This is a genomic window from Pseudomonas sp. 51_B, from assembly GCF_017491595.1.
Taxonomy (GTDB): domain Bacteria; phylum Pseudomonadota; class Gammaproteobacteria; order Pseudomonadales; family Pseudomonadaceae; genus Aquipseudomonas; species Aquipseudomonas promysalinigenes.
Genome location: NZ_JAFGYW010000001.1, coordinates 606,770 through 622,976 on the forward strand (window position 1 = coordinate 606,770; position 16,207 = coordinate 622,976).

Genomic DNA, 16,207 nt, shown 5'->3' on the forward strand with positions numbered 1-16,207 from the left:
TTGAAACCAATTCTGTGAAAAACAAAAAACCGGGGCACAAGGCCCCGGCTGCTGTCCAGCTACGCGATCAGACGCGTTCGAAGACAGTGGTGATACCTTGGCCAAGGCCTACGCACATGGTGGCGACCCCCAGTGTGCCGCCGTTCTGCTTCATCACATTGAGCAGGGTGCCGGAAATACGTGCACCGGAGCAACCGAACGGGTGGCCCAAAGCGATGGCGCCGCCGTGCAGGTTAACCTTCTCATCCATCTTGTCGAGCACTTTCAAGTCTTTGAGTACTGGCAAGGCCTGTGCTGCAAAGGCTTCGTTGAGCTCGATGAAGTCGATATCGGCCATGGTCAGGCCAGCGCGCTTGAGCGCTTTTTGGGTTGAAGGAACCGGGCCGTAGCCCATGATTGCCGGGTCAACGCCGGCGACCGCCATCGAGCGGATCACCGCCAATGGCTGAATCCCCAGATCCATGGCGCGCTGGCCAGACATGACGATCATGCACGAAGCGCCGTCGGTAATCTGCGACGAAGTACCGGCAGTCACGGTGCCGCCTTTGGGGTTGAACGCCGGTTTCAACGACGCCAAGCCTTCTAGAGTGGTTTCCGGGCGAATGGTTTCATCGTAATCGAAAACCTTCAGGAAGCCGTTCTCATCGTAGCCCTGCATCGGGATGATTTCGTCCTTGAACTTGCCCTCGACCGTGGCCTTGTGGGCCAGTTGGTGCGAACGCAAGCCGAACAGGTCCTGCTGCTCACGGCTGATGCCGTGCATCTTGCCCAGCATCTCGGCGGTCAGGCCCATCATCCCGGAGGCCTTGGCAGCATACAGGGACAGGTGTGGATTAGGGTCAACGCCATGCATCATGCTGACGTGCCCCATGTGCTCGACGCCGCCGACGACGAAAACGTCGCCATTGCCGGTCATGATCGCCTGGGCAGCGGTGTGCAGCGCACTCATCGACGAGCCGCACAGGCGGCTGACGGTCTGGGCGGCGGAGGTGTGGGGAATCTGGGTCATCAGCGACGCCATGCGGGCGATGTTCCAGCCCTGCTCCAGGGTCTGGTTGACACAGCCCCAGATCACATCTTCGACCTCTTTCGGGTCGACCTTGTCGTTGCGTTCCAGCACCTTGCTGATCAGATGCGCAGACATGTCTTCGGCGCGGGTGTTGCGGTGCATGCCACCCTTGGAGCGGCCCATAGGGGTGCGACCGAAGTCGACAATCACCACGTCTCTTGGATTCAGGCTCATTTCAAATCTCTCGCTCTAGCTCGTTGACCACTCAGTTGAAGAAGCGCTGGCCGTTCTTGGCCATTTCACGCAGCTTCGCGGTCGGGTGGTACAGCGGCCCCAGGTCGGCGTACTGGTCGGCCAGGGCAACGAATTCAGCCACACCGATCGAGTCGATGTAGCGCAGCGCACCACCCCGGAACGGAGGGAAGCCAATCCCGTAGACCAAGCCCATGTCGGCTTCGGCTGCGGTTTCGACAATACCGTCTTCCAGGCAGCGCACGGTTTCCAGGCACAGCGGCACCATCATCCAGTTGATGATGTCTTCGTCGCTCACTTCACGCTGTTCGAAGACGATTGGTGCGAGTACCTCCTGCACGCTGGCATCGACGACTTTTTTAGGCTTGCCACGCTTGTCAGTTTCGTAGGCGTAGAAGCCTTTGCCGTTCTTCTGGCCAAGACGGTTGGCTTCGTAGAGGGCATCGACAGCCGAGCGGCGCTCGTCCTTCATGCGGTCTGGGAAACCTTCGGCCATGACGTCACGGCCGTGGTGGCCGGTGTCGATACCGACTACGTCCATCAGATAGGCCGGGCCCATCGGCCAGCCGAACTTTTCCATGACCTTATCGATGCGCACGAAGTCGACGCCCGCGCTGACCAGTTTGGCGAAGCCGCCGAAGTACGGGAACAGCACTCGGTTGACCAAAAAGCCCGGGCAGTCGTTGACCACGATCGGGTTCTTGCCCATCTTCTTGGCATAGGCCACGGTGGTGGCAACCGCCACTTCACTGGACTTCTCGCCACGAATCACTTCGACCAGCGGCATCATGTGCACGGGGTTGAAGAAGTGCATGCCAACGAAGTTTTCTGGACGTTTGAGCGCCTTGGCCAGCAGGTTGATGGAAATGGTCGAAGTATTGGAGGCGAGGATCGCATCTTCCTTGACCTGGCCTTCCACTTCGGCCAGCACGGCCTGTTTGACTTTAGGGTTCTCGACCACGGCCTCGACGACGATGTCGACGTTGGCGAAATCACCGTACGACAGGGTCGGGCGAATGGCATTGAGCGCCTCGGCCATCTTGGCCGGCGTCAGGCGGCCTTTCTCGACGCGATTGCCGAGCAGCTTGGATGCCTCGTTAAGGCCCAGCTGGATGGCCTCCTCGCGGATGTCCTTCATCAAGATCGGCGTGCATTTGACCGCCGACTGGTAGGCGATGCCACCGCCCATGATGCCAGCGCCCAGTACCGCCGCCTGCTTCACATCACGGGCGATTTCGTCGTGGGCTTTAGCCTTGCGCTTGAGCTCTTGATCGTTGAGGAACAGACCGATGAGGCTTTCGGCGACCGAAGTCTTGGCCAGCTTGGCGAAGCCCGCGGCTTCGACTTCCAGCGCCTTGTCGCGGCCGTAGTTGGCAGCTTTTTGAATGCTCTTGATCGCCTCGACCGGTGCCGGGTAGTTCGGGCCTGCCTGGCCGGCGACGAAGCCCTTGGCGGTTTCGAAGGCCATCATCTGCTCGATGGCGTTGAGCTTGAGTTTTTCCAGCTTGGGTTGGCGCTTGGCTTTGTAGTCCAGCTCGCCACTGATGGCGCGCTTGATCAGGTCCAGGGCGCCGGCCTGCAACAGTTCAGGTGCGACGACTGCATCTACCGCGCCAACTTTCAGGGCGTCTTCGGCACGGTTTTCCTTACCAGCGGCGATCCACTCGATGGCATTGTCGGAACCGATCAGGCGCGGCAGGCGCACGGTGCCGCCAAAGCCTGGGTAAATGCCCAACTTGACTTCAGGCAGGCCAATCTTGGCAGTGGTGGACATCACTCGGTAGTCGGCCGCCAGGCACATCTCCAGGCCGCCGCCCAGGGCGATACCGTTGATGGCCGCCACAGTGGGCACCTCGAGGTCTTCGAAGGCGTTGAAGATGCGATTGGCTTCCAGGTTGCCGGCAACCAGTTCGGCCTCGGGCAGCTTGAAGTTGTCGACGAATTCGGTGATATCGGCGCCGACGATGAACACGTCCTTACCGCTGCTGACGATCACACCTGTCACCGAGGCGTCGGCCTTGATGGCATCGACAGCCTGGCGCAATTCGTCCAGGGTCAGGCGATTGAACTTGTTGACGGACTCACCCTTGAGGTCGAATTTCAATTCGACGATGCCGCTTTCAAGAGCCTTAACCGTGATGGCTTTACCTTCGTAAATCATCAACTGATCTCCACGATATGGAAGCTGAACTGTACACACCGATCGCTGAGAGAAGCCGGCGTTGCCGCCCTCGCCCAGGCACACACCCGTCGGCGCGATAGTCGGGATTCGTATGAGCGGCGTGACATACAAACGCTCATTTCATACGCCCGTTTGATTTGGGTGCGCCTACATTCTCCGAAATGTCGAGCGTTGTCAAATGCTCACGAAAAGCCGATCAACCCGACTTTCCAGCCATTGTGCAGCGCCAGGGCATAAGCATGATGACAGTGATCGCAGACCATTCATGGCGACGATTGACCCAAACGCGGTGCCGAGTGCTGCAACTTTCCCGTGCACGCCGGCAGAAAATGACTACACTGCCTATGCATCGTTGAAATTCCCGGCCTGCCTGGCCTTTTCTGCACTGCAGAAACGACAAAGCGGCAACCTGGTAGCTACCGGGTTGCCGCTTTGTCGTTATGGGTGTCAGGCCAGGGCGTCGAAGGCGTGGGCAATATCCTGCAATACAGATTCATCACCACGCTCGCTCCAGTACAGGGCGATCATGCGTTTATCGGCCTCCACTTTGTAGACCGTTGCCGGCAAGCGCGCGAAAACCGCGGCCAGCCGTGGGTCTTCACAGACTTCTTTCCATTGATTCCACCAGATACCGGGGCTGACCTGCCAGTAACTCCAGCAGTCTTCGTGCCCCCTACGGCGGGCACGGTGGTACTGCGGACAAGGGCTGGGGGGCTCTTTCTCAAGCCAATGGGGCCACTGTGTCGGTGCCAGCTGCATGGCCAGGCCCATGCGCCGCGCGGCCAGGCGCAGGGTCATCTGCTGCCCTTGTTTGCGCGACAACCGCAACCAGGAAAGCGGACTCAGAATCAGCGCAAGGATTGACACCACCAGCCATACCGTCATATCAGTAGTTTCCATAAAGCGTTGCAAATGAGCGGGTTACTCAGTTTCACGGATGACCTGCAGGAAAGCGACCATACTTCCTACTATCGCGATTGTCAGGAGTGCAGCTCATGTCCTACGAACATCTTCTGGTCGCCGTCGACCTTACCGAAGAGTGCGACCCGGTGATCAAACGTGCCATGGCGTTGGCGGCACCCTCCAATGCCAAGGTCTCGCTGGTACATATCGTCGAACCGATGGCCATGGCTTTTGGTGGTGATGTGCCCATGGACCTGTCGCAACTGCAGCAGCAGCAATTCGACCAGGCCAAGGAGCGTATGGACCGCTTGTTCAACAAATACCCCGATATCCACCGCGGCGACTCTCACTTGACGTATGGCCAGCCGCGCCAAGAGATCCATCAATTGGCCAAGGAGCAGAATTGCGACCTGATCGTGGTGGGCAGCCATGGGCGGCATGGTTTGGCACTGCTGCTGGGCTCCACAGCCAATGACGTGCTCCACGGCGCACCGTGCGATGTGCTGGCGGTGCGTTTGCTGAAAAAAGAATGATGTAGCGCGCATCGACCTCTTCGCGGGTAAACCCGCCCCTACAGTAGCTGCACCAGTCCCAGGACCTGCGCAGCTACTGTAGAAGCGGATCTACCTACCAACGGCTATACCAGTCTCAGCCTTCCAGCTCGGCCCACCGCTCCACCAGCGTATCCAGCTCAGCTTGCAGCCCCTCGATCTTGGCCAGCACCGCCGATGTCTCGGCAATCGGTCGCTGATAGAAGCCTGGGGCATTCACTTCTGCCTGGGCCTGGGCCATGCGCTGCTCGACTTCATCGATCTGCCCCGGCAGCATTTCCAGCTCCCGTTGCAGCTTGTAGCTGAGCTTTTTCTTCGAGGAATCCGCCACTGGCGCTGCAGGTGCAGGCGTCGCGGCTGCCGCGGGCTTCTCCACCACCGCACTGTTGAGCTCTGACTTGCCACCCTTGCTCTCGGTCACGCCGAGTAGCTTCGCCGAGCCACCCTGACGGATCCAGTCCTCATAGCCACCGACGTACTCGCGTACCTTGCCCTCACCTTCGAATACCAAAGTGCTGGTGACCACGTTATCGAGGAAGGCCCGGTCGTGGCTGACCATCAGCACAGTGCCCTTGTAATTGCACAGCACCTCTTCGAGCAACTCGAGGGTTTCCACATCAAGGTCGTTGGTCGGTTCGTCGAGCACCAGCAGGTTGGCCGGTTTGCTGAACAGCTTTGCCAGCAGCAACCGCGCACGTTCGCCGCCAGACAGCGCCTTGACCGGCGTGCGCGCACGCTGCGGGCTGAACAGGAAATCGCCCAGGTAGCTCAGCACATGGCGGTTCTGACCATCGATCTCGATGAAGTCGCGGCCTTCGGCGAGGTTGTCGATCACGGTCTTTTCCAGATCGAGCTGGTGACGCATCTGATCGAAGTACGCGACCTCAAGCTTGGTACCACGCTCGACTTTGCCCGCCGTTGGCTCCAGGTCGCCGAGCATCATCTTCAGCAACGTGGTCTTGCCCGTACCGTTGGCGCCCAGCAAGCCGATGCGGTCCTGACGCTGCAAGACCATGGAGAAGTCCTTGACCAGCAGCGGTCCCTCGGGGTGATGGAAGCTGACATTCTCCAGCACCATGACCTGCTTGCCGGATTTGTCCGCCGCCTCTATCTGGATATTCGCCCGGCCTTGACGCTCGCGGCGCTCACTACGCTCCACGCGCAGTGCCTTGAGTGCACGCACACGGCCCTCGTTACGGGTGCGGCGGGCCTTGATGCCCTGGCGAATCCATACCTCTTCCTGGGCCAGGCGCTTGTCGAACAGCGCGTTGGCAGTCTCCTCGGCGGCCAGGGCAGCTTCCTTGTGCACCAGGAAGCTGGCGTAGTCGCCGTTCCAGTCGATCAGCCCGCCACGGTCCAGTTCGAGGATGCGAGTGGCCAGGTTCTGCAGGAAGGAGCGGTCGTGAGTGATGAACAGCACAGCTCCGTTGAAGCCGCGCAAAGCCTCTTCAAGCCAAGCAATGGCACCGATGTCCAGGTGGTTGGTGGGCTCGTCGAGCAGCAGCAGGTCAGGTTCGGAGACCAAAGCCTGGGCCAGCAGCACACGGCGACGCCAGCCACCTGAGAGTTCGGCCAAAGTCTTGTCGGCAGGCAGCTGAAGACGGCTGAGGGTGCTTTCCACCACTTGCTGAAGGCGCCAGCCATCGCGGGCCTCGAGCTCGTGCTGGACGTGCATGAGCTTTTCCAGATCCTCATCGCCCTGGATGTTCTGGCTCAGATGATGGAACTGCGCGAGCAACTCGCCAACGCCATCCAGGCCAGCGGCGACCACGTCGAACACCGTGCGCTCATCGGCCACCGGCAGTTCCTGGGGAAGCTCACCAATCTTCAAGCCAGGGGCACGCCAGATTTCGCCGTCGTCGCCCTTCTGCTCGCCCTTGACCAGGCGCAGCATGCTCGACTTGCCAGTACCGTTACGGCCGATGATGCACACCCGCTCGCCACGGGCGATCTGCCAGGACACTTTGTCCAGCAGCGGCATCGCGCCGAATGCGAGGGACACATCGCTGAATTTGAGCAGGGTCATGTTTGTCTCCAGAAAGCGGGCGCGCATTCTACCTGAATTGCCCCCTTCAAGCATAAAGTTGACCGGTGCAGCGGCCTGGGCGACGCCCGGTCGGCGTTAATGCCCGGTTACAAGCACAGCGCTATCACCCGGCGCCGGCAAACGGCTAAGCTAAGGCAATTGACTTCATCAGTGCTGGCATCGCCGTCACTTCCCCATGGTTCAACTGCCCGGACGTATCATGCGCAGCCGCCTGTTTCAGATTGCTTCCTGCCTGCTACTCACCGCCGCCACTGCCAGCGCGGCACAGGCCACCGACCTTTCCCTGCAACGTCAGTACTACGACGAAGCCAAGCGTGCGCTGGCCAAGGGCGACAAGGGCCCTTACCTGCGCTACAGCCAGGCATTGAGCGACTATCCACTGACGCCTTACCTTGCCTATGACGAACTGACCGCACGCCTGAAGACCGCCAGCAACGAGGAAATCGAGGGTTTCCTGGCCCAGCACGGTGACCTGCCCCAGGCAAACTGGATGAAACTGCGCTGGTTGCGGTGGCTCGCCGAACGTGGCGAGTGGAATACCTTTGCCAAGTATTATGACCCCAAGCTCAACTTCACCGAACTCGACTGCCTCAACGGGCAATATCAGTTGAGCCACGGGCAGCGTGCCGAGGGTTTTGCCAGCGCCGAAAAACTGTGGAATGTGGGCAAGTCGCAACCAGCGGCCTGCGATACTTTGTTCGGCATGTGGGCAGCAGAAGGTCAGCTCACCGAAGCCAAACGCTGGAACCGCGCGAAGCTTGCAGCACAGGCACGTAACTATGCGCTGGCCAACAGCCTGGTACAGGGCCTGACCACACTGGCAGCGCAAGGCCGTTTGCTGATCGATGTGGCGCAAAAACCTGAACTGCTGAACCAACCCTCGCGTTTCACCCCGGCCAACGAAGCCATGGCGGATGTGGTCAGCCTTGGCCTGCGTCGCTTGGCCCGGCAAGACCCGGATCGTGCCATGAGCATGCTCGACGACTATGCCCAGCGCATGCATTTCTCCCGTGACGAGAAGGTCGCCATCGCCCGCGAAATAGGCCTGACCCTTGCCCGCCGTTACGACCCTCGCGCTTTGGACCTGATGACCCGCTACGACCCCGAGCTGCGCGACAACACGGTCAGTGAATGGCGTTTACGCCTGCTGCTGCGCCTGGGCCGCTGGGAAGACGCCTACGAACTCACCAAGCGTCTGCCGCAGGACCTGGCCGCCAGCAGCCGCTGGAAGTACTGGCAAGCTCGCAGTTTGGAGCTAGCCCAGCCGAGCAACCCACAGATCCCACTGCTGTACAAGAACGTTGCCCGTGAGCGCGACTTCTACGGGTTCCTGGCGGCGGATCGGGCAAAAACTCCGTATCAGTTGAACAACCGGCCCTTGGTGCTGAGCCCGCAGCTTATGAACAAAGTGCGCAATGCGCCAGGCATACGCCGTGCCATGGAGTTTCACGCCCGTGGCCAGATCGTCGAAGGCCGCCGCGAGTGGTACCATGCCAGCCGCCATTTCAGCCGCGATGAAATGGTCGCTCAGGCACGCCTGGCCTACGACATGCGCTGGTACTTCCCCGCCATTCGTACCATCAGCCAGGCGCAGTATTGGGACGATCTGGATATTCGCTTCCCGATGGCCTATCGCGACACCTTGGTCCGCGAAGCCAAGGTACGTGGCCTGCACTCCAGCTGGGTGTTCGCCATCACCCGCCAGGAGAGCGCGTTCATGGAGGACGCCCGCTCAAGCGTCGGTGCCAGCGGCTTGATGCAGGTAATGCCGGCCACCGCCAAAGAAACGGCACGCAAGTTCAGCATCCCGCTGGCTTCACCGCAGCAGATGCTCAACCCGGAGAAGAACATTCAGGTCGGCGCTGCCTACCTGAGCCAAGTGCACGGGCAGTTCAATGGCAACCGAGTGCTGGCCTCCGCCGCCTACAACGCCGGCCCCGGCCGTGTCAGGCAGTGGCTCAAAGGCGCCAAGCATCTGAGCTTCGACGTATGGGTCGAGTCGATCCCGTTCGACGAAACACGCCAGTACGTACAAAACGTGCTGTCCTATTCGGTGATCTATGGGCAGAAGCTGAATGTGCCCCAGCCCCTGGTGGACTGGCATGAGCGCTACTTCGATGACATGTGACAGGCGCTGAACCAGCGCCGAAGGCTTCGCAGGTAAGCTCGCTGTTACAGCAACCACGGGCCATACGGCCCGTGTGGCACCTGTGGCATAGCCGCGAAGAGGCCTGCCTGGATTACTCCAGCACTTCGACCTGCATCCCCACCTCAAGCCAACCTGCGCCATCGGCGGCCAGGTTTTGCCCGAACAGAATATCCCCATCGCGCTCGCGGAATGTCTTGAGGGTGGTCAATGGCTCGCGGTCCAGGCTGCGCTCGCCGGTGGCGGGGTCCAGGGTGGTGAAGATGCAGCGCACACTTGGCTTGAGTACACGAAACACCAAAGTGCCGATGCGAATCCGCTTCCAGCCGTCTTCGGCGAACGGCTGCGCCCCCTTCACCACCAGATTCGGCCGAAAGCGCAGCATCTCCATGGGGCGACCGATTCGGTGGTTCAGCTCATCCAGCGAACTCTGGCCGATCAGCAGCAAGGGGAAGCCATCAGGGAACGCCGCGCGGTCGCTATTCAGGCCATAGCCGCTGGGCAGGTAGCGTGCTCGCTGCTCAGGGCAATGAACCAGGCGCACCGCTTTACCAAGCCATTGCGACAACCAGCCGGCCACCTCATCGCCAGCGTCGGGAACGCGCAGGGTGTCACGCCATACGGTCACACCGCGTAACGCCTCATCCGCGTCAGGCACCGCCACCCGTATAGAACCCTGCCCCGGCAATTCCAGCAGCAACTCGCCGTTATCGCTTTCGCGAGCTTTCAATTGCCCCAACTGCGGCCAGGCGCGCTGGGTGAGAAAGCGTCCATTCTCCTGCTCGACCACCATCCAGCGTCGATCGCCTTGCAACCCGAGCAGCCCTACCGGCGAGCCCTGCAAGCATTGCGCCTGCCCAGACTTCACCGGGTACCTGTACAACTCACTGAGAAACATCCTTGCCGGCCTCATTCCAGGTCAAACACCAAGCTTATACCTGGCAGGCCGCAGGATCACCCGTTGCTGGCATCGAGCAGCAGACGCTGCTTCACCACATCCACAAGACGATCGGGCTGGAATTTGGAGAGGAAGTTGTCGCAACCCACCTTCTTCACCATCGACTCGTTGAAGCTGCCCGACAACGAGGTATGCAGCACCACATAAAGCCCACGCAAGCGTGCATCGTTACGGATTTCCGTGGTCAACCGGTAACCATCCATCTCGGGCATTTCCGCATCGGTGAAGACCATCAGCAGCTTCTCACAGATGTTTTCCCCCGCATCGGCCCAACCTTTGAGCATGCGCAAGGCTTTCAATCCGTCACTGGCCACATGCAGCTTCATCCCCAGTTGTGACAAGGTATCGCGCAACTGCGCCAAGGCCACGCTGGAGTCATCCACCAGCAGCACTTCACGGCCCCGCGCGCGGGCCAATATCGGATCGGCGAGTTTGTCGCCCGAAACCCTGGCATTGTACGGCACGATTTCCGCCAGCACCTTCTCAACGTCGATGACTTCCACCAGCCTGTCGTCCACTTTGGTAATGGCGGTCAAATAGTGCTGGCGACCAGCGCTGGAAGGTGGAGGCATGATGGCTTCCCAGTTCATGTTGACGATCCGATCGACTCCGCCCACCAGAAACGCCTGTACCGAGCGGTTGTACTCGGTGACGATGATGGTGCTATCCGGCCCCGGTTCTATCGGGCGCATACCGATGGCCTGGGACAGGTCGATCACCGGCAGGGTCTGCCCACGCAAGTTGACTACGCCGCAGACGAACGCATGGCGCTGCGGCATCAGAGTCAATTTGGGCAGTTGCAGCACTTCCTGAACCTTGAAGACGTTGATTGCGAACAACTGGCGGCCGGCCAGGCGGAACATCAGGATTTCCAGCCGGTTCTCACCCACCAGTTGTGTGCGTTGATCGACCGTGTCGAGAATACCAGCCATCGGAAAACCCCCAGGGTTGTAGCGGAAAAATATGAAATGATCCGCTTTATATCGGCACACTACCGGGCTTCTTTACCCCTTCGAAAAAGCCCACTGGACTCATTGATATCAAATTAACATCATGCTTTACTGCGATACACCTTCTTAGTTCGCACCCTATGGATCCTCAGGGAAACCCCTAGGGACAATCAGGTGCAACCTGATGTTCGCGATATCCTTTAGCCATTAATGTGACGCCATTCTCACTGCATGAATGGAGTCAGGCTATTGCCCGCGTTCGACAAGGTGTCGCCATCCCCTGCTCCAGCCCAACGCGCCGGAGTACCATGATGGACAGCAGCTCTCATATCGACACCCTGCAGGACTTCCTGCTGGATGCTCAAGTCTTGCTGACCCAGTCACAGGAATGCCTGCAGCATCTGGAACTGATCGCCAATGATCCAGATGCCTGCCTGTGCCTGAACCGTGCCCTCCAGACCCTGGCCCGACGCGCCGGCACCTTGGGCTTACTCGAAGTCGCCCACTACGCAAGCGCTCTCCATCAATTACTGGCGCCGGCCTGTGAACAACAGTGCCTGAGCCCCCTCGCCTTGCCCACACTCAATGCCTGCCTGACCTTGCTGGCCTGGCAACTGGAATTGATCGACCTGCAAACCGGGAGCCTGTCTTTGGACACCTGCGAACAGGTGGCGCTGCTGAACAAACTGGCGGTAGTACTTGACCAGCCATACTCGCAAACGTGTGCGCCTGGCACCGAAAAGGGTACCAACTGCGTGCATAAACACGGCACGGTGCCAGCCGGGCCAACAGGCAAAAAAGCCGGTAACCGCCACTGAGCGGCGCGGCAGAGCAACTAGGTATCGATCCGAAGTGTTAAGATGCGCGCAAACAATTAACGGCCATCCAATCACCGTTTCGAGCCGCGTTCGCGAGTTTTAGCAAGCTCAATGCCAACGTTCGTGCAACGACCTGTGCTCGGTTCCCATCCGCAAGACTAAGTGGCTTCTCGACTCTATGTTCCCACGCTTGAAGATGTTGTTGCGCCGACGCTCACCGGCCACTTTGCTGCACTGGGCGACGGCCTCTCTGTGCGTGGTGTCTCTGCTTGCAAATCTGGCAATCTTCGCGGCAGGGCAAGGCCTGCCGCCCAGCCTATTGCTACTGCAACTGCTGGCCACGCTTGGCGTATGCTGGCACTTGGGCCATGGGGCGAAATCGATCAGCCTGCGCCCGGCGGAGCTGGCAGAGCGCATGCTCAAGGTGCAGGAAGACGAGCGCCAGCACCTGAGCCGCGAACTGCACGACGACATCGGCCAACTGCTTACGGCCGCCAAGATGCAACTGCAATGGCTGCAACGTCGCGTTCCGAGCGACTTGCAAGTCCACTGCATCAGCCTGCATGCCACCCTTAAGGACACCCTGGGCAAAGTGCGCGACGTATCCGCGCTGCTCAACCCACGTCAATTGGCCAGCCTTGGCCTGGAAGCCTGCCTGCGGGCTCACTTGCTTCGCACGCTGGAAAGCACCGATTTGAAATGGAGCCTTGAGTGCCACCAACGCTTGGGTGGCATTGCAGAAGACGTTGCCATGGCAGCGTTTCGCATTACCCAGGAGGCGGTCACCAACGTGCTGCGTCATGCTCGGGCGCGTAACCTGATCATCCGCCTGCAACGAAGCCCCCTAGGGCTTGCACTGACGATTCAGGATGACGGCAAGGGCTTTTTGCCGGCTGACGACCCTGCCCAAGCCGGCCAACGTGGCATGGCTGGCATGCAGGAACGGGCAACCGCACTCAACGGAAGCCTGGCGATCACCAGCCAGCTAGGCCAGGGGACGACTATCGACGTGCTGTTCCCATGGCCCCCCCGTAGCCATGAACGCGCCAGGAATAACCTTGCATCATGACCTGTAGACTGCTGCTGGTGGATGACCATGCGCTGATCCGTGCCGGGGTCCGTGCCCTGGTTTCCGATATTCCCGGTTACACGGTGGTCGGCGAGGCCGATGACGGTAGCCAGCTGCTCGAAATGGTACGCCAGCATGCCCCCGATGTTGTGCTGCTGGACATTTCCATGCGCTCGACCAGTGGCCTTGATGCCCTCACCCAACTGCGCGCAGCAGGCAACACCTGTACCGTGCTGATCCTGTCGATGCATACCGATCCTGACTTGATCATGCGAGCACTGCAAAGCGGCGCCCATGGCTATCTACTCAAAGATGCGACGGCAACCGAGCTCGAACAGGCGCTGACGGCCCTGAGCAGTGGCGAGCGCTATCTAAGCCCAGCCATTGCCCATACCGTGATCGATCAAGCGCTGATGCGTGCCCAGCACGGTAAGCCGGCAGCGGTGGATCGCCATAACCTCACAGCGCGGCAGCTGGAGATCCTGCGCCTGATCGTGCGAGGTAAGTCGACCCGCGAGATCGCCGCGGGGCTGGCGCTGTCGATCAAAACCGTGGAAACCCACCGCTCGCAGATCATGAAGCGCCTGCACATCTATGACGTGGCGGGTCTTGTGCTGTTTGCCGTACGCGAAAAGATCATCAGTCTGGACGACTGAGCAGCGGCGAATTGGGCGGCAGATGCACGTTCAATGCTGACGGTACTGCGGTAAAACGAAGGCTGTCGGCTTTGAGGGGTTCACCATCGAGGTTGATATCCAGCCCTTGGGAGCAGGTAATTTCTACCCAAGGCAAACGTGCCCGCACGAACAGCCCGTCACCGGCCAGTAGATCGCGCAGCGCACCGACCATTTCCTGGGGCGCCGGCAGAATGGCAATATCGAGCAAGCCGTCATTCACTTGCGCCTCAGGGCACAGCACCTGCCCGCCACCGGCCTGGCGACCATTACCGATTCCCAGCGCCAGCAGATCACCCTGCCAATCGAAACCTGGGCCCGATACTTGAACCGATGCAGCCTGCAGTTCGCTGAAGCGCGATAGCCCAGTGAACAGATAGGCGGCGGCGCCGAGCATTTTCTTCAGGTCTTCGGAGGTGCTTGCGGTGACTTGGCTGCCGAAACCGCCTGTGGCCATGTTAAGGAATAGCTGGTCGCCCACCTGCCCCAGGTCGATGGGACGCGGCGGCAGGTCCAGCAGCGCCAGCGCATGGGCAGGTTCCATGGAAATGCCAGCGGCCTTGGCGAAGTCATTGGCCGTTCCCAGCGGCAGCAAGGCCAGGCTGGCCTGAGTGCGCGCCTGGCCCATGGCCTCGGCCACATCGCGCAAAGTGCCATCACCGCCTCCGGCGATTACCTGGCAGTAGCCTGCCGCCAGGGCTTCGCCCACCAGCCTCTTGGCATCGCCGCCCTCCCAGGTGACGCGTACATCCAGCGTCCAGCCTCGCTCTCGCATAGCGATGACCGCCTCGCGCACTGCTTCATTCATGGCTTGCTTGCCATGCAGGATCAACATCGCTTTGCGCTGTGTCATCACGCTTCTCCATTGGGGCTATTGCGTGCAGATCTCGACCACAAACAACAGCGAAATACTGCACTGCCACGCCAAATCAGGCATTCGAGTGCGCTGCTGCCCTCAAGGCCGATCAAAAAATCGCCAGATTCACACAAATACCGTTGAAACGTTTTGTTAAGGAGAGCATGATCGACAAAAATTTGGCCATCATGGAAGAAGCTACAGCGAAAAGTCGTTTTTTTGACTTTTCCGCCAAAACCGTGACAGGTCGCGAAGTTCCCCTTCACCGCGCTATACCCAGCGCCAAGCGTCGAGGCTGTGAAATGAGCGTTCTGATCCCCTGCATCATTGCCGGCGGTGCCGGCACCCGCTTGTGGCCGGTTTCTCGGGAAGCCATGCCTAAACCCTTCATGCGATTGCCCGACGGCCAGAGCCTGCTGCAAAAAACCTTTGCCCGCGCAGCCGCGCTACCCGGCGTGGAACGGGTGCTGACGGTGACCAACCGCGAAGTGTTTTTCCGCACCCAGGACGAGTATCGCCAGGTGAACCCCGACAAGCTCGGCCTGGACTACCTGCTGGAAACCAACGGTCGCAACACCGCCCCGGCCATCGCTGCCGCCGCGCTGCACTGCGCAAGCCATTACGGAAACGACAGCGTGTTGCTGGTGATGCCTGCCGACCACGTCATTGAGCACGCCGAGGCCTTCGCCACTGCCGTGGAGCAGGCGCGGCAACTGGCTGAAAAGGGCTGGCTGGCGACTTTCGGCCTAGTACCCAGCCGCGCTGAAACTGGCTTTGGCTACATCGAGCGGGGCCAAGCCGTCGGCGACCATGGGTATCAGGTGAACTGCTTCGTGGAGAAACCTGACGCTACAACTGCTCTTGGCTACCTCGAAGGCGGCCGCCATCTGTGGAACGCCGGTATGTTCTGCCTGCAGGTGGGCACCCTTCTGGCCGAGTTGCAGGCGCACGCACCGCAGCTGCTTGCTTGTGTGACCGACTGCCTGGGGCAGAGCGCGACCAAGCAAGGCGAAAAGGTGCTGCAGGTTGAGCTGGACCCGGCAAGCTTTGCCCTGGCAGAAGACATCTCCATCGACTACGCGCTGATGGAGCGCTCCGCCAAGGTTGCGGTAGTGCCGTGCGAGCTGGGTTGGAGCGACATCGGCAGTTGGGAAGCTGTGCGCGGACTGCGTCACACCGATGACGATGGCAACCATTGCAACGGTGAAACCGTGCTGCACGAAGTCACCAACTGCTACATCGATTCGCCCAAGCGCCTGGTCGGCGCGGTGGGGCTGGATAACCTTATCGTGATCGATACGCCCGACGCATTGCTGATCGCCGACGCTGCCCGCAGTCAAGAGGTCAAGGTCATTGCGCAGCAGCTCAAGCACCAGGGCCATGAAGCCTACCGCCTGCACCGCACCGTCACGCGCCCTTGGGGCATGTACACCGTGCTAGAAGAGGGCCCGCGCTTCAAGATCAAGCGGATCATGGTACGCCCTGGCGAATCGCTGTCGCTGCAGATGCACCATCATCGCAGCGAGCACTGGATCATCGTCAGCGGCATGGCCTGCGTGACCAATGGAGAAGAGGAGTTTTTGCTCGACACCAATGAGTCGACTTTCATCAAACCTGGCCGCACTCACCGCCTGACCAACCCCGGCGTCATCGACCTGGTGATGATCGAGGTACAAAGCGGCGAGTACCTGGGCGAAGACGACATCGTGCGCTTTACTGATATCTATGGACGCGTCCCGGCGGCAGCCCTCGGCTGAAGGCTGGCGGGCGCGTTTTTCGTCCGCAGCCTGCA

General features: G+C 60.2%; 13 protein-coding genes. 6 read left to right on the forward strand and 7 right to left on the reverse strand.

The features are described 5' to 3' along the window. Positions 1 to 67: 67 nt before the first annotated feature. From fadA to J5M56_RS02910, 3 genes are all read right to left on the reverse strand, one after another. The gene (gene fadA, locus J5M56_RS02900; protein ID WP_207869605.1) at positions 68 to 1,243 is read right to left on the reverse strand and encodes an acetyl-CoA C-acyltransferase FadA; all 1,176 of its coding nucleotides are present in this window, start codon (positions 1,241 to 1,243) and stop codon (positions 68 to 70) included. Positions 1,244 to 1,274: 31 nt separating this feature from the next. Then, positions 1,275 to 3,422: a fatty acid oxidation complex subunit alpha FadB gene (fadB, locus tag J5M56_RS02905; RefSeq protein WP_207869607.1), complete on the reverse strand. Its 2,148-nt coding sequence runs from the start codon at positions 3,420 to 3,422 to the stop codon at positions 1,275 to 1,277. Positions 3,423 to 3,890: 468 nt separating this feature from the next. Then, a complete protein-coding gene (locus tag J5M56_RS02910; RefSeq protein ID WP_186476733.1) occupies positions 3,891 to 4,328 on the reverse strand; it encodes a hypothetical protein in 438 nt (145 codons plus the stop codon). Positions 4,329 to 4,438: 110 nt separating this feature from the next. Between J5M56_RS02910 and J5M56_RS02915 the strand changes: the two genes are divergently transcribed. Next, complete coding sequence (locus J5M56_RS02915) at positions 4,439 to 4,879, forward strand: universal stress protein (RefSeq protein WP_060476650.1); 441 nt, start codon at positions 4,439 to 4,441, stop codon at positions 4,877 to 4,879. Positions 4,880 to 4,994: 115 nt separating this feature from the next. Here the strand turns inward: J5M56_RS02915 and J5M56_RS02920 are convergent, their stop codons facing one another. Continuing rightward, on the reverse strand, positions 4,995 to 6,923 hold the full coding sequence (locus J5M56_RS02920; protein WP_207869609.1) for an ATP-binding cassette domain-containing protein: 1,929 nt from the start codon (positions 6,921 to 6,923) through the stop codon (positions 4,995 to 4,997). Positions 6,924 to 7,143: 220 nt separating this feature from the next. Between J5M56_RS02920 and J5M56_RS02925 the strand changes: the two genes are divergently transcribed. Next, positions 7,144 to 9,072 (forward strand): transglycosylase SLT domain-containing protein, encoded by a 1,929-nt coding sequence (locus J5M56_RS02925; protein ID WP_207869611.1) that lies wholly within the window; start codon positions 7,144 to 7,146, stop codon positions 9,070 to 9,072. A 112-nt stretch (positions 9,073 to 9,184) separates the two neighbouring features. Here J5M56_RS02925 and J5M56_RS02930 read toward each other — a convergent pair whose 3' ends face one another. Both J5M56_RS02930 and J5M56_RS02935 read right to left on the reverse strand, forming a co-directional pair. Further along, the gene (locus J5M56_RS02930; RefSeq protein WP_207869613.1) at positions 9,185 to 9,988 is read right to left on the reverse strand and encodes an MOSC domain-containing protein; all 804 of its coding nucleotides are present in this window, start codon (positions 9,986 to 9,988) and stop codon (positions 9,185 to 9,187) included. Between the two features lie 56 nt (positions 9,989 to 10,044). Continuing rightward, positions 10,045 to 10,980 carry a chemotaxis protein CheV gene (locus tag J5M56_RS02935; protein WP_207869615.1) on the reverse strand — a complete coding sequence of 312 codons (936 nt, stop codon included), beginning with the start codon at positions 10,978 to 10,980 and terminating at the stop codon, positions 10,045 to 10,047. A 329-nt stretch (positions 10,981 to 11,309) separates the two neighbouring features. Here J5M56_RS02935 and J5M56_RS02940 point away from each other — a divergent pair, with 329 nt between their 5' ends. The 3 genes from J5M56_RS02940 (at position 11,310) to J5M56_RS02950 (ending at position 13,541) form a co-directional block, all read left to right on the forward strand. Continuing rightward, entirely contained in the window at positions 11,310 to 11,816 is a 507-nt protein-coding gene (locus tag J5M56_RS02940) for a histidine kinase (protein ID WP_207869653.1), read from the forward strand. Positions 11,817 to 11,994: 178 nt separating this feature from the next. Next, on the forward strand, positions 11,995 to 12,885 hold the full coding sequence (locus tag J5M56_RS02945) for a histidine kinase (RefSeq protein WP_207869617.1): 891 nt from the start codon (positions 11,995 to 11,997) through the stop codon (positions 12,883 to 12,885). Continuing rightward, a complete protein-coding gene (locus J5M56_RS02950) occupies positions 12,882 to 13,541 on the forward strand; it encodes a response regulator transcription factor (RefSeq protein WP_186476727.1) in 660 nt (219 codons plus the stop codon). The genes J5M56_RS02945 and J5M56_RS02950 overlap by 4 nt, the downstream gene beginning before the upstream one ends. Here J5M56_RS02950 and yegS read toward each other — a convergent pair. Beyond that, the gene (gene yegS, locus J5M56_RS02955; protein WP_060476642.1) at positions 13,525 to 14,412 is read right to left on the reverse strand and encodes a lipid kinase YegS; all 888 of its coding nucleotides are present in this window, start codon (positions 14,410 to 14,412) and stop codon (positions 13,525 to 13,527) included. The genes J5M56_RS02950 and yegS overlap by 17 nt on opposite strands. A 305-nt stretch (positions 14,413 to 14,717) precedes the next feature. Between yegS and J5M56_RS02960 the strand changes: the two genes are divergently transcribed. Then, positions 14,718 to 16,172, forward strand: coding sequence for a mannose-1-phosphate guanylyltransferase/mannose-6-phosphate isomerase (locus J5M56_RS02960; protein WP_207869619.1), 1,455 nt, complete (start codon positions 14,718 to 14,720; stop codon positions 16,170 to 16,172). Positions 16,173 to 16,207: the final 35 nt, after the last annotated feature.